Here is a 13,049-nt window from a genome sequence, read left to right on the forward strand (position 1 = left end):
ATGAAATGAAACGGAGCTCCGGCCCAGGAGGCCGACCGCGAGATCAGGACGACCTTCTGCGTACCGTCGAAGCCCGCCCCGGCGTGCGGCGGACGCCGGGGCCGTCGCGGTCAGTCCTCGTGTTCCAGAATCCCCGACTGTGCGATGAGATAGCCGAGTTGGGTCCGGCTGCCACTGCCCAGTGCGGAGCCCAGCTTGGCGATGTGCGCACGGCAGGTACGGACGTTCATACCGAGGCGCCGGGCGATGGCCTCGTCGACATGCCCCTCGACGAGGAGCTTGGCGATCGAGCGCTGGACGCCTGTGATGCCGTCCAACTGGGGCCCGTAGGAGATCTGTTCCTCCCACGGGATGCCGTGCAGCCAGAACTGCTCGAAGACGCCGACGAGATACTCGACGATGCCCTTGTGTCGCAGTTCCAGGGCGGACAGACGGTCGCTGCTCGCGGGTATGAAGGCCACTTTCCGGTCGACGATGATCAGCCGGTCGATGATCTCCTCCAGCGTGCGCACCTCCACGCCGGACGGGCCGACCTGTTCCATGTAGGACAGCGTGGTGGGGTGGTGGCGGGCCGTGTGCTGGTAGAGCGTGCGCATCCGTACGCCGCGGTCGATCAGCGGCTCCACGCGGCGCAGCGCCTTCTCCAGGATGTGCGGCTGTCGCCCGCTGCCGGGCTGGACAGTGAGAAGCTCCTCGGTGCAGTCTGCGGTGACTTGGTCGAGGGTTGTGTTGATGCGGTTGAGGCCCTCGAGGACGGTTATCCCTTGTGGGACCGTGGAGTTCTGAGCGGTGAACGCCATGAATGGCTCAAGAGCATCGGTCAGAGCGACAGTTCGTCGTCGGCGCTCTTGGATCTCCCGCTCGATGGGGTGTATCAGCTGTGTCAGCGCAGTGGTCGGCGGGACCGGGCGGAGCCACTGGGCGTCGTCGGGATCCGGGTGCAGCAGGGCCAGGTCGAAGAGACAGGGCGTGAGTTCCGCTTCTGACCGGGCTATTCGCCCGGTACGCAGCGCGGTGATGTAAAGACCCTTCCCCGCCTCGCACAGCTCGCCGTCTGCGTGAGGGTGTCCGGATTCGCCCTCATTAGCTGGCATATGTACCCCCTCAGGCTCCTGCATTACAGGAACATGATGCCTGCCGTCGCTGGTGCAAGCGTTCGGAGTGAGACATCGTCTTATGCGCGGGGGAGGAGGAATGATCAAAAGAGGTGGAGATCACCCATGTCTAGGACGCTTCGTGCTCTTTGTGCTCTTGCCATAGCGGCGGCCGCGCTCGGTGCGGTGGCCTCCGGTGAGCCCTCCTGGGGTAGCTCTCCCGCCGACGCGGTGACGGCAGCCCCTGGCGAACCTTCGTGGGGCTTCGCTCCCGCGGACGCTGTGGCCAAAACGCCCGGAGAGCCTTCGTGGGGTGTCGGTCCGGCAGTCGTCACGGGTACGAACGGTGAGCCCTCCTGGGGTGTCGCTCCGGCCCGCACGGACGCATGACCGTTCCACCGGACGACCGGGTCTTCCGGCGTGAGATGGCTACGGCTTACAGATCGGGGTGGCATTTCATCGACCTCGTCACGGCAATCCCCCACCGTGGCGACTCGTTGATGGTCACCCTCTTCGGAGAGCCGATTGTCGTGGCACGCGAGGAGGACGAGGACGTCCGCGCGTATCGGTGCCTTCGCCGGCCCCGTGGAGCTCCGCAGCCCGTCCGCTGTGCCATCCGGTACGGCATGATTTTCGTCAATCTCGACCAGCGGGACCATCAGTTGGTCGAGCCCGATACCACCACCGCCACCCCCCGCAGTGCCTGAGCGGTTCCCCCGTCGTTGTAAATCGCTCGGGCGCTTCCCCCACACAGCGGCGCCATCGTGGACCTGAAACACGATGGCGCCGCTGTGCTTTTCTGTTTCCCCGGGGCCGCGGCTTCCCGGGCTTTCCCGGGGCCGGGTCAGGCCCGGCCCATCGCCCGTGTCAGGGCGATCTCGATCAGCACCCGGTCCGCGTTCGGGGTCGGGTTGCGTCCGTAGCGTTCCGCGTAACGCTCCACCGCCTCCGCGATGAGCTCCGGCTCCGTACGGACCGTCGCGCGGCCCTCCAGGGTCGCCCAGCGCCCCCTGTCGACCTGGCAGACCGCGACCGGCGCCCCGTCGGGGCCCGCTGCCAGGATGTTGTCGACCTTGTGGCTGTGCTTGTTGGTGATGACGCGGGCGAGTCCGCCCTCCGGGTCGTAGGTGACACCGACCGCGACGACGTGCGGGGTTCCGTCCTGGCGTGGGGTCGTCAGTGTGCACATGTGGTACTCACGCCAGAAGTCGAGATAGGACGCGTCGGGGTTGCGGGGGTCGATGGCCATGCCCGGAACCTACACAGGCGGCGGCTGTTCCGCGCTGGGTTGAGTGGAATAGACTCAACTTTGTGTAGGTTAAATGAGTCAGCGTTGAGGGAACAGCCCTACCCGCAAGGACGCAAGGAGGAGAGACCGCACGTGGACGCCGAGCTGACCAACAAGAGCCGGGATGCAATCAACGCCGCCACCACCCGGGCCGTGTCCGAGGGGCATCCCGATCTGACCCCCGCGCATCTGCTGCTCGCGTTGCTCGCGGGCGCGGACAACGAGAACATCATCGACCTGCTGGCCGCCGTCGACGCGGACCAGGCCGCCGTGCGCTCCGGGACCGAGCGGGTACTGGCCGCGCAGCCCAGCGTGACGGGGTCCACCGTCGCGCCACCGCAGCCCAACCGGGAGTTGCTCGCCGTCATCGCCGACGCCGCGCAGCGGGCCAAGGAGCTCGGGGACGAGTATCTGTCCACCGAGCATCTCCTCATCGGCATCGCCGCGAAGGGCGGGCAGACCGGGGAAGTGCTGGCCAAGCAGGGGGCCACGGCGAAGAAGCTGCTGGACGCGTTCGAGAAGGCAAGGGGAGGGCGCCGGGTGACCACCCCCGACCCCGAGGGGCAGTACAAGGCACTGGAGAAGTTCGGTACGGACTTCACCGCGGCGGCCCGCGAGGGCAAGCTCGACCCGGTCATCGGCCGGGACCAGGAGATCCGCCGGGTCGTCCAGGTGCTGTCCCGTCGTACGAAGAACAACCCGGTGCTGATCGGCGAGCCGGGCGTCGGCAAGACGGCGGTCGTCGAGGGGCTGGCGCAGCGCATCGTCAAGGGCGACGTGCCCGAGTCGCTGAGGAACAAGCGGCTGGTGGCGCTCGACCTGGGCGCGATGGTGGCGGGCGCGAAGTACCGCGGTGAGTTCGAGGAGCGGTTGAAGACCGTCCTCTCCGAGATCAAGGAGAGCGACGGGCAGATCATCACCTTCATCGACGAGCTGCACACCGTTGTGGGTGCGGGCGCCGGTGGGGACTCCGCGATGGACGCGGGCAACATGCTCAAGCCGATGCTGGCGCGCGGTGAGCTGCGGATGGTGGGCGCGACGACGCTCGACGAGTACCGCGAGCGGATCGAGAAGGACGCGGCGCTGGAGCGGCGCTTCCAGCAGGTGCTGGTGGCCGAGCCGACGGTCGAGGACACGATCGCGATCCTGCGCGGGCTGAAGGGCCGTTACGAGGCCCACCACAAGGTGCAGATCGCGGACAGCGCGCTGGTCGCGGCCGCGACGCTCTCGGACCGGTACATCACGTCGCGCTTTCTGCCCGACAAGGCGATCGACCTCGTCGACGAGGCCGCGTCCCGGCTGCGGATGGAGATCGACTCCTCGCCCGTCGAGATCGACGAGCTGCAGCGGGCCGTGGACCGGCTGCGGATGGAGGAGCTGGCGCTCAAGAACGAGACCGACGAGGGCTCCAAGCAGCGTCTGGAGAAGCTCCGCCGTGACCTCGCCGACAAGGAGGAGGAACTGCGTGGCCTCACCGCGCGCTGGGAGAAGGAGAAGCAGGGCCTCAACCGCGTCGGTGAGCTGAAGGAGATGCTCGACGAACTGCGCGGCCAGGCGGAACGCGCGCAGCGCGACGGCGACTTCGACACCGCTTCCAAGCTGCTGTACGGGGAGATCCCGGGCCTGGAGCGGGAGTTGGAGGAGGCCACGGTGGCCGAGCAGGAAGCGGCCAAGGACACGATGGTCAAGGAGGAGGTCGGCCCGGACGACATCGCGGATGTGGTGGGGTCCTGGACGGGCATCCCGGCCGGACGCCTCCTGGAAGGGGAGACCCAGAAGCTCCTGCGGATGGAATCCGAGCTGGGCAGGCGGCTGATCGGCCAGACGGAGGCGGTCCAGGCGGTGTCCGACGCCGTACGCCGCACCCGCGCCGGGATCGCGGACCCCGACCGGCCCACCGGCTCGTTCCTCTTCCTCGGCCCGACGGGGGTCGGCAAGACGGAGCTGGCGAAGGCGCTGGCGGACTTCCTCTTCGACGACGAGCGGGCGATGGTCCGCATCGACATGTCGGAGTACGGCGAGAAGCACTCGGTGGCCCGGCTGGTCGGCGCGCCTCCGGGCTACGTGGGCTACGAGGAGGGCGGCCAGCTGACGGAGGCGGTGCGCCGCCGCCCGTACTCCGTCGTCCTTCTCGACGAGGTGGAGAAGGCGCACCCCGAGGTCTTCGACATCCTGCTCCAGGTCCTCGACGACGGCCGTCTGACGGACGGACAGGGCCGGACGGTGGACTTCCGCAACACCATCCTGATCCTGACGTCGAACCTCGGCAGTCAGTATCTGGTCGAGCCGCTGACCAGCGAGGAGGAGAAGAAGCAGCAGGTCCTCGAGGTCGTACGGGCGTCGTTCAAGCCGGAGTTCCTGAACCGGCTGGACGACATGGTGGTCTTCTCGGCCCTGTCCAAGGACGAGCTGGTCCACATCGCGAAGCTCCAGATCGACCGCCTCGCCAAGCGCCTCGCCGAACGCCGCCTCACGCTGGACGTCACCCCGGCGGCCCTGGAATGGCTCGCGGACGAGGGCAACGACCCGGCGTACGGCGCCCGCCCGCTGCGCCGCCTGGTCCAGACGGCGATCGGCGACCGCCTGGCCAAGGAAATCCTGGCGGGCGAGGTCACGGACGGCGACACGGTCCGCGTGGACCGCTTGGAGGACGGCCTACTGGTGGGCCCGGCGCAGTAACGGGCCCGCGGCGCGCCGCGACGGGTGAGCGGGGGTGAGGGGCGGGCCCCCGCACCGCCATCCGGCGGCGTGGCTTCCCGAGGGCGCGTCGCGCCGTGGAGCGGCTCGCCGGTGGCCGATCGGCACCCGCGGCCGGGCTCGTCCTTGCGGCGCGAAGCTGCCGCAGCGGGTGCGGGGCCTGGCCGCGCAAGCTGCCCGCCGGTGGCCGATCGGCACCGGCGGCCGGGTTCGGCCTTGCGGTGCGAAGCTGCCGCGCCGGGGTGCGGGGCTCGCCCCGTGTTCCCCTTCCCGCCCGCCTGCCCCGGCAGGGGTTGCCAGTACCCGCCCGACATGGGAGAGGATGGCAGGAACCGTACGAAGGGAAATCCACGGTGACCATCGATCCGTCCTCGATTCCGAATTTCGGGGGCCAGCCCCAGCCTCAGGCCGCAGGACCGGCGGCGGGACCCGTCGTTCCCGACCAGGACCTGGTCAAGCAGCTCCTCGACCAGATGGAGCTGAAGTACGTCGTCGACGACGAGGGTGACCTTGCCGCGCCGTGGGAGGAATTCCGCACGTACTTCATGTTCCGCGGCGAGGACGACCAGCAGGTCTTCTCGGTGCGGACGTTCTACGACCGGCCGCACGCCCTCGAGGACAAGTCCAAGGTCCTCGACGCGATCGACGACTGGAACCGTCGCACCCTGTGGCCGAAGGTCTACACGCACATCCACGAGGAGGAGGACGGCCCCACCACCGTCCGCCTCATCGGCGAGGCGCAGATGCTGATCGGCACCGGCGTCAGCCTGGAGCACTTCGTGTCGTCGACCGTCAGCTGGGTCCGCGCTTCGATCGAGTTCGACAAGTGGCTCGTCGAGCAGCTCGGTCTGGAGCCGGCGGACGCGGACGAGAAGCCCGCCGACGACGCCTGACCCGCCTGGAGGCGGCCCCCGCCGCGCCCTACAGCGCGATCGGGGACAGCGTCAGCAGATACGCCCCGTAGGCGAACGAAAGCCCGGCCAGGACGACGGTCACCACGACCGCCGCCCTCGGCCGGGCTTTCGTCAGTGCGCACGCCGGCGGCAGCAGCAGCGGGAACGCCGGCAGCAGAAACCGCGGCTTGGACTCGAAGAAGCCGGACCCGCCGACCGTGATCAGCACCAGCACCACCGTGTACACGAGCAGCGCCGTCGGCGGCCGGTCCAGCGCCAGCAGCGCGAACAGCAGCAGCGCCGCCACGACGATCAGCATCGCCACCATCAGCGAGAGCAGCGTCGGACGCAGCACGATGTCCCGCACCACCTTCAGCGCCCCGATCCCGAAGTCGAACCGCGAGGTCCACCCCCGCTGCACGGCGAAGTAGCCGCCCAGCGGGTCGTCCGTGCGGAAGCCGACCCACAGCACATACCCGCACCAGCCGAGCGGAGCCAGCGCGGCGCCCGCCCAGATCCGTCCCAGCGCGCGGTCGCGCTCACGCCGCCGGTACGCCCGGACCAGTTCGTACGCCGCCACCACCAGCACCGCCGCCGCCACCGCGATCCCATTGGGCCGGGAAAGCCCCGCCAGCGCCGCCAGCACGCCCGCCCACACCCAGCGCCTTGTGAGCACCGCGTACAGCGACCACGCGGCGAACGCGGTGAGCACCGGCTCGGTGTACGCCATGGACAGCACGATCGAGTGCGGCAGCAGGCCCCACAGCAGCACCAGCACGGTCGCGGTGCGCCGCCCGTGCAGCCGCTCCACGACCGCGTAGATCCCCCACGCGGACGCCGCCGCCGCGGTCCAGGAGATCAGCAGCCCCGCCGTGCCGCTGGTCACCGGCAGCACGGTCGTCACCGCCCGGACCAGCGCCGGGTAGAGCGGGAAGAACGCCAGATCGCTCTGGACCGCGCCGTCCGGCCAGTACAGCGTGCGGCCGTAGCCGTGCTCGGCGATCAGCATGTACCAGTCGGAGTCCCAGGCACGCGCCACGATCGCCCGCGGCGAGCGCCCGAGGTGCCAGGCCCAGCCGGCCATCACCAGCAGCCCGGTCAGCCGCGCAGCCGCGAACAGTCCCAGAGCGGGGGCGGCTCGCAGCAGCGCGGCGCGCCAACGGGGAACGGGCCGGGAGCCCTGTGCCGGTGCGCTGTCGAAAGTCTCGGCGGACAGGGGGCACCTCCGGGCGCGCACAGGGTCGGTCAACCCGACCATGAGCGGCCAAGGCACCGCGCGCGAGCGCTGAGCAGCCGGACAGGGCCGGTTCTTACCCGGTCGGCCGAACGGACGCGTGTCGCCCGTGACAGCGGACGCTTCGGCCGCTAAAGAGGCGGCCGAGAGCCGGCCGTTGGGGAGCGGGCCGCCAGAGTGCCCCTGGAGGGCGTCACCGCCTGGTCAGCGGCTCCGGTGAAGGCTTGAACACGCTCACTGGTAGGCCGGTGTTCCGCGTGGTGCCTATCGTGAGGGCCGAATCTCCTGGTTGGTGGACTCGGGAAAGCGGGATCGCATGAACACGGTGGGGACGGCCGAGGCGCGCGGCGCAGTGGGCTCGGCAGGCTGGAGCCCTGCGGCTCGGGTGCAGGGCATGGGCACGTCGATCTTCACGGAGATGACGGAGCTGGCGCGGAGCACCGGAGCCGTGAACCTCGGGCAAGGGGTGCCGGAGCTGGCCAGTCCGCCCGTGCTTCTCAAGGGCGTGGCGGATGCGGTGCTGGCGGGCAGCAACCAGTACCCACCCGCTCATGGGTTCCCGGCGCTGCGCGAGGCCGTCGCCGCTCATCAGCTGCGCCGGTACGGCCTCGAATACCAGCCTCAGGGCGAGGTGCTGGTCACCACGGGCGCTACGGAAGCACTCGCTGCGGCCCTCCTGGCGCTCTGCGACCCCGGTGACGAGGTCATCGCCTTCGACCCCTGCTACGACGCGTACGCGGCGGATGCCCGGCTTGCCGGGGCACGGCTGGTCGCCGTCCCCCTCGTCCTTGACGGCGCCGCGTTCGCCCTCGACGCCGACGCCCTGCGTGCGGCCGTTTCCCCGCGTACCCGGGTGCTGATCCTGAACACTCCGCACAACCCCACGGGCATGGTCTTCAAGGCCGAGGAGTTGGAAGCCGTCGCGGATGTGTGCCGTGAGCACTCGCTGACGGTGATCACAGATGAGGTCTACGAACACCTCGTCTACAGCGACGGTGCGCGTCATCTCCCCATCGCGGCCCTCCCGGAGATGCGGCAACGGACAGTGGTCATCTCCTCGGCGGGCAAGACCTTCAACACAACGGGCTGGAAGGTGGGCTGGGTCTGCGGGCCCGCGCCGCTTGTCTCTGCGGTGGGCGCCGCAAAGCAGTTCCTGACGTACGCCTCGGGTACTCCGTATCAGGAAGCGCTGGCGCATGCGCTCGGCTCGGTGGAGGAGTGGGCGGGGGGTCTGCGGGACACTCTGCGCCGGAATCGGGACCTGTTGAGCGACGGCCTGGCGGAGGCTGGACTACGGCCCTTCCGTGCCGATGCCGGCTACTTCGTGCAGGCGGACGTGCGGCCGTGGGGCTTTTCGGACGGCGTGCAGTTCTGCCGGGACTTGCCGGAGCGCGCCGGTGTGGTGGCCATCCCTACGTCGGCGTTCTACCTCAGCCCGAATGCTCCGGCCTGGCTGGTCCGTTTCTCGTTCTGCAAGCGCGAGGATTCGATCCGCAAGGCGGTGGACCAGCTGATCAACGCGCGCTGATCGGTGCCGGTCCGAGCCATGCCTCGAAAGGCCTCGCGCGCGAGCACACTAAGGAATCCACCAAGGCGGTCGGTGACAAACTCGTAGACCGCGTAAATGAACGCCCACGCCCCCCGTGAAGAGCCGGCCCTCGCCCGTCCGCAGGCCAGCAATCTTTGGCCGCGGAGCACCTTGCGGTGTTAGAAAGGTCAATGTGGTCAAACGCTCTGACCGATCCCGGAGCGCACCGGTTCGGTCACTGACCGACAAGCATCCCCGGAGCGTCGCCGGGCAGGTCTTCGCTCTACAGGTGGCTGTGGTGGTGCTGCTCGTGGCAGCCGCAATGCTGGCGCTTGTGCTGCAGTCCCGGCACGACACCAACACAGAGGCGAAGCACCGTTCCATTGCCGTCGCGGAAACGTTCGCGCACTCTCCGGGCGTTCTGGCCGCGCTGAGGACCCCTGACCCCTCCAAGGTGCTCCAGCCACTCACCGAGAAGGCGCGGAGGGCGGCCGGCGTGGACTTCATCGTGGTGATGGACACGAAGGGGATCCGCTATACGCATCCCCAGCCGGACCGGATCGGGAAGAGGTTCGTCGGCACCATCGAGCCCTCGCTGGCCGGCCGTGTGTACACAGAGAGCGTCTACGGCCCGCTCGGCCACGAGGTCCAGGCGACCGTCCCCATCTACGATGAAAAGCGCAAAGTCGTCGCCTTGGTGTCCGCCGGCTTGAAGGTCAAGAACGTGACCAGCGTGGTGGACCGGCAACTGCCGATCATCTTCGGCGCCGGAGCGGCCGCGCTCGCCCTGGCCACCGCAGGGACGGCGCTGGTGGCCAGACGGCTGCGGCGGCAGACCCACCGTCTGGGCCCCGCCGAGATGACCCGTATGTACGAGCATCACGACGCCGTCCTCCATGCCGTCCGCGAGGGTGTTCTCATCGTCGGCAACGACGGTCAGCTGCTGCTGGCGAATGACGAGGCCAGGCGGCTTCTGGATCTGCCGCCCGATGCCGAGGGGCGGCACATCTCGGAACTGCCCAGCCTTGATCCCTCCACGGTCGAGCTGCTGACCTCGGGCCGCGTGGCCACGGACGAGGTACACCTGGCCGGGGAGCGGTTGCTTGCGGTGAACCAGCGGCCCACGGATCGTCACGGTGGCCCCAAGGGAACGGTCGCGACCCTGCGTGACTCCACGGAGCTGCGGACGCTGTCCGGCAAGGCGGACATGGCTCGCGAGCGGCTGAAACTGCTGTACGACGCCGGTCTGGGCATCGGCACCACCCTCGACGTGGTGCGTACGGCAGAGGAACTCGCGAAGGTCGCGGTCCCCCGATTCGCCGACTTCGTCACCGTCGACCTGGCCGACCCGGTCCTGCGAGGGGAGGAGCCGGCCGGCACGGGCACGGACATGCGCCGCACCGCCGTCCACGGCATCCGGGACGACCATCCCCTCTATGAACTCGACCGCCTGATCGACTTCCTCCCCTCCACACCGCAGGCACGGGGTTTCGACAGCGGCCGGTCGGAGCTGGTGCCCGACCTGTCCGCCGCGCCCGGCTGGCATGCCCAGGACCCGGAGCGGACACGGATGATCGTCGACTACGGCATCCATTCGCTCATCACCGTGCCCCTCCAGGCGCGGGGCGTCATCCTGGGCGTGGCCAACTTCTGGCGCTCGGAGAAGCCGCAGCCGTTCGAGGAGGACGACCTGTCCCTGGCCGAAGAACTGGTCGCCCGGGCGGCGGTCAGCATCGACAACGCCCGCCGCTACACCCGTGAGCACACCCTGGCCGTGGCTCTGCAACGCAGCCTGCTGCCGCGGGCCCTGCCCGAGCAGAGCGCCCTCGATGTCGCCCACCGCTACCTGCCCGCGCTGTCCGGGGTGAGCGGCGACTGGTTCGATGTGATCCCGCTTCCGGGCAGCCGCGTGGCGCTGGTCGTCGGGGATGTCGTCGGCCACGGCCTGCACGCGGCCGCCACGATGGGACGGCTGCGCACGGCGGTGCACAACTTCTCCACGCTCGACCTGCCGCCCGACGAAATCCTCAACCACCTCGACGACCTGGTCGGGCGCATCGACCAGGAGGAGGACGGGGCGGCGGCCGGTGCGGGGGTCACCGGCGCCACCTGCCTCTACGCGATCTACGATCCCGTCTCCCGGCACTGCGCCATGGCGCGGGCCGGGCACCCCGTGCCTGCGCTGGTCCACCTCGACGGCAGTGTGTCGTTCCCCGATCTGCCGGCCGGGCCGCCCCTGGGCCTGGGCGGTATGCCGTTCGAGACCGCCGAACTGGAACTGGCAGAGGGCACGCAACTCGTCCTTTACACCGACGGGCTCATCGAGGACCGCGCCCGGGACATCGATGTGGGTATGGAGCTGCTGCGTCAGGCCCTGGCGTCCCATCCGGACCGGCCGCCGGAAGAGAGCTGTCGGGCGGTGCTCGACGAGATCCTGCCCGGTCGGCCGAAGGACGACGTGGCGCTGCTCATCGCCCGCACTCGGGCGATCCCGCCCAACAACGTCGCTTGCTGGGACGTGCCGTTCGATCCCGCCGCCGTGGCAGTGATGCGCGCCGCCGTGGCCGAGAAGCTGGACGACTGGGGTCTGTCCGAGCTCGCGTTCGCCATGGAGCTGGTGCTCAGCGAGCTGATCACCAACGCTCTCCGCTACGGCTCCGAACCGATCACGATGCGACTGCTGCGCGACCGCACCCTGACCTGCGAGGTGGCCGACGGCAGCAGTACCTCGCCCCATCTGCGGTATGCGGCCACGATGGACGAGGGAGGCCGCGGTCTGTTCCTCGTCGCGCAGATGGCTGAACGCTGGGGCACCCGGTACACCCCCCAGGGCAAGGTGATCTGGGCGGAGCTGTCGCTGCCCTGATCCGACGGCTGAGTGAGTCTGACGGCGACGCCTTGTCGAACCCCGGCGAGGTCACGACGACCCTCGCCCCGCCCCCGAACAGCGCGAGCACGCAGCCCGGTCCAGGACAGCAGGAGTACCACTCAATCCCGGCTGCGAGAAGACGGCCCTGACGGAGGTCGGTCCGCCTCGCGGCGGGTCACGCAGGCCAGGCGTCAGCCGAACGGACGACCTGGAGCAGGCGCAGAGGCTGATGGAACGAGACGGGTGGGGCGGCAGGATGAGCTGCATGAGCCGCATGAGCACTCTGGACGCCGCCACGACCGCAGACTCCGTTGCGCCGCCGCCCCGTTGGGCGATCTGGGCCGCGCATCTGACCACGTTGGTTGTACTGCCGAGCGGGCTATGGCGGATCGCCCTGGTGCTCGGCTATCCGGCCGGTTACCTGGACGAGAGCTTCGCGGACTTCGAGACGCTCGGCGCGAAGGTCTGGATGCTGACGCTGAGCGTGGTCTGCGAGCTTCTGGCCTTCCTGACGATCGGTCTGGTGCGGCCCTGGGGCGAGGTCGTGCCCCGCTGGATACCGCTGATCGGAGGGCGCGCCGTGCGCCCGGTGGCCGTCGTCGTCGCAGCCGCCCTCGGCGCTGTGGCACTGACCGTGATGTGGGGCAATGTTCCCTGGTGGTGGACGTACCCGCACGATGACATGACGGACACCGGCGACCTCGTGGTCGGCATCCTCTACCAACCGCTGGTCCTGTGGGGCCCCCTACTCGCCGCCGTCACCGTCTCCTACTACCGCCGTCACCGCTCCCCGCGCAGCCGGGACACAGAGTCTTGATCGCAGTCCTGTGCCGAAGCTCTGGAGTTGCTCAAGTCTGCTTTGGGCCCGCGGGGCCGGGGGCATCCCCCTGACACGCAAGACTTCGGGGGAACGGAAGGACGGTGGGGGCAGTGGCAGCTTTCTTCGGGATTCTGATCGTCGGGTTCGTGCTCGTCTTGATCATCAAGATGGCGTCCGGCTCGAAGAGCGGTAAGAGCCGCAAGGGCCGTCGGCGCGGGACCGCGGGTAGTGGTGGCGGCAGCTGGTGGGCCGGCAGCGACGGCGGGGGCTCATCGTGCGGGGGCGGTTCCTCGTGCGGCGGCAGCAGCTCGTCCTGCGGCGGCGGGGGCGGCGGGGGCGGATGCGGCGGCGGAGGCAGCTGACACGGGGCAGCTGGTCCGCAACCACTGAAGGCACCCGGCGGGTGAACTCCCGCCGGGTGCCTTCTTGTTGACCGCCCCAGTGACCTCCCTGACATTTTTTAGTTGAACAGTTGAACCGTGAGGCCCCCGGGGGGATGGAAACCCCTTCAAGTTGGGTAAAAACGCTGTGGGCGCCGCATAGTTCATGATTCCCTCGCTGTCGGAACCTGTTGGAACCATCCAGCCCTCGGACCTGATGTGGACCCGAGCAGGCGGTCCCCGGAT

At 69.2% G+C, this 13,049-nt stretch carries 9 protein-coding genes; 6 read left to right on the top strand and 3 right to left on the bottom strand.

Features of this window, described 5'->3' with window-relative positions; genetic code table 11:
• Positions 1 to 110 precede the first annotated feature (110 nt).
• Positions 111 to 1,094, bottom strand: a complete 984-nt coding sequence (locus ACH492_RS28540; RefSeq protein WP_398990538.1) for a helix-turn-helix transcriptional regulator — start codon at positions 1,092 to 1,094, stop codon at positions 111 to 113.
• A 386-nt stretch (positions 1,095 to 1,480) separates the two neighbouring features.
• Between ACH492_RS28540 and ACH492_RS28545 the strand changes: the two genes are divergently transcribed.
• Positions 1,481 to 1,801, top strand: a complete 321-nt coding sequence (locus ACH492_RS28545; protein WP_142214562.1) for a (2Fe-2S)-binding protein — start codon at positions 1,481 to 1,483, stop codon at positions 1,799 to 1,801.
• A gap of 137 nt (positions 1,802 to 1,938) precedes the next feature.
• Here ACH492_RS28545 and ACH492_RS28550 read toward each other — a convergent pair whose 3' ends face one another.
• A complete protein-coding gene (locus ACH492_RS28550; protein WP_398990539.1) occupies positions 1,939 to 2,343 on the bottom strand; it encodes a pyridoxamine 5'-phosphate oxidase family protein in 405 nt (134 codons plus the stop codon).
• A gap of 132 nt (positions 2,344 to 2,475) precedes the next feature.
• On the opposite strand from ACH492_RS28550, the gene clpB reads away from it, so the two are divergent.
• Positions 2,476 to 5,061 (top strand): ATP-dependent chaperone ClpB, encoded by a 2,586-nt coding sequence (clpB, locus tag ACH492_RS28555; RefSeq protein ID WP_398990540.1) that lies wholly within the window; start codon positions 2,476 to 2,478, stop codon positions 5,059 to 5,061.
• Between the two features lie 371 nt (positions 5,062 to 5,432).
• Positions 5,433 to 5,972 (top strand): YbjN domain-containing protein, encoded by a 540-nt coding sequence (locus tag ACH492_RS28560; protein WP_356230344.1) that lies wholly within the window; start codon positions 5,433 to 5,435, stop codon positions 5,970 to 5,972.
• 28 nt (positions 5,973 to 6,000) lie between these two features.
• Here ACH492_RS28560 and ACH492_RS28565 read toward each other — a convergent pair whose 3' ends face one another.
• Positions 6,001 to 7,230: a glycosyltransferase family 39 protein gene (locus tag ACH492_RS28565; RefSeq protein ID WP_398990541.1), complete on the bottom strand. Its 1,230-nt coding sequence runs from the start codon at positions 7,228 to 7,230 to the stop codon at positions 6,001 to 6,003.
• 292 nt (positions 7,231 to 7,522) lie between these two features.
• Between ACH492_RS28565 and ACH492_RS28570 the strand changes: the two genes are divergently transcribed.
• The 3 genes from ACH492_RS28570 to ACH492_RS28580 all read left to right on the top strand — a co-directional run bounded on the left by ACH492_RS28570 (position 7,523) and on the right by ACH492_RS28580 (position 12,420).
• On the top strand, positions 7,523 to 8,734 hold the full coding sequence (locus ACH492_RS28570; RefSeq protein ID WP_398990542.1) for an aminotransferase class I/II-fold pyridoxal phosphate-dependent enzyme: 1,212 nt from the start codon (positions 7,523 to 7,525) through the stop codon (positions 8,732 to 8,734).
• 289 nt (positions 8,735 to 9,023) lie between these two features.
• Entirely contained in the window at positions 9,024 to 11,600 is a 2,577-nt protein-coding gene (locus ACH492_RS28575; protein ID WP_398990543.1) for a SpoIIE family protein phosphatase, read from the top strand.
• A 268-nt stretch (positions 11,601 to 11,868) separates the two neighbouring features.
• Positions 11,869 to 12,420, top strand: coding sequence for a hypothetical protein (locus tag ACH492_RS28580; protein ID WP_398990544.1), 552 nt, complete (start codon positions 11,869 to 11,871; stop codon positions 12,418 to 12,420).
• Positions 12,421 to 13,049: the final 629 nt, after the last annotated feature.

The sequence above is a fragment of the Streptomyces sp. NPDC019443 genome, assembly GCF_044389785.1.
GTDB lineage: Bacteria > Actinomycetota > Actinomycetes > Streptomycetales > Streptomycetaceae > Streptomyces.

Excerpts from the sequence above, each read along its gene's own strand:
- ACH492_RS28550 (WP_398990539.1), bottom strand. The coding sequence starts at position 2,343 with ATGGCCATCGACCCCCGCAACCCCGACGCGTCCTATCTCGACTTCTGG.
- ACH492_RS28580 (WP_398990544.1), top strand. The coding sequence starts at position 11,869 with ATGAGCCGCATGAGCACTCTGGACGCCGCCACGACCGCAGACTCCGTT.
- ACH492_RS28565 (WP_398990541.1), bottom strand. The coding sequence starts at position 7,230 with ATGGTCGGGTTGACCGACCCTGTGCGCGCCCGGAGGTGCCCCCTGTCC.
- ACH492_RS28545 (WP_142214562.1), top strand. The coding sequence starts at position 1,481 with ATGACCGTTCCACCGGACGACCGGGTCTTCCGGCGTGAGATGGCTACG.
- ACH492_RS28540 (WP_398990538.1), bottom strand. The coding sequence starts at position 1,094 with ATGCCAGCTAATGAGGGCGAATCCGGACACCCTCACGCAGACGGCGAG.
- ACH492_RS28570 (WP_398990542.1), top strand. The coding sequence starts at position 7,523 with ATGAACACGGTGGGGACGGCCGAGGCGCGCGGCGCAGTGGGCTCGGCA.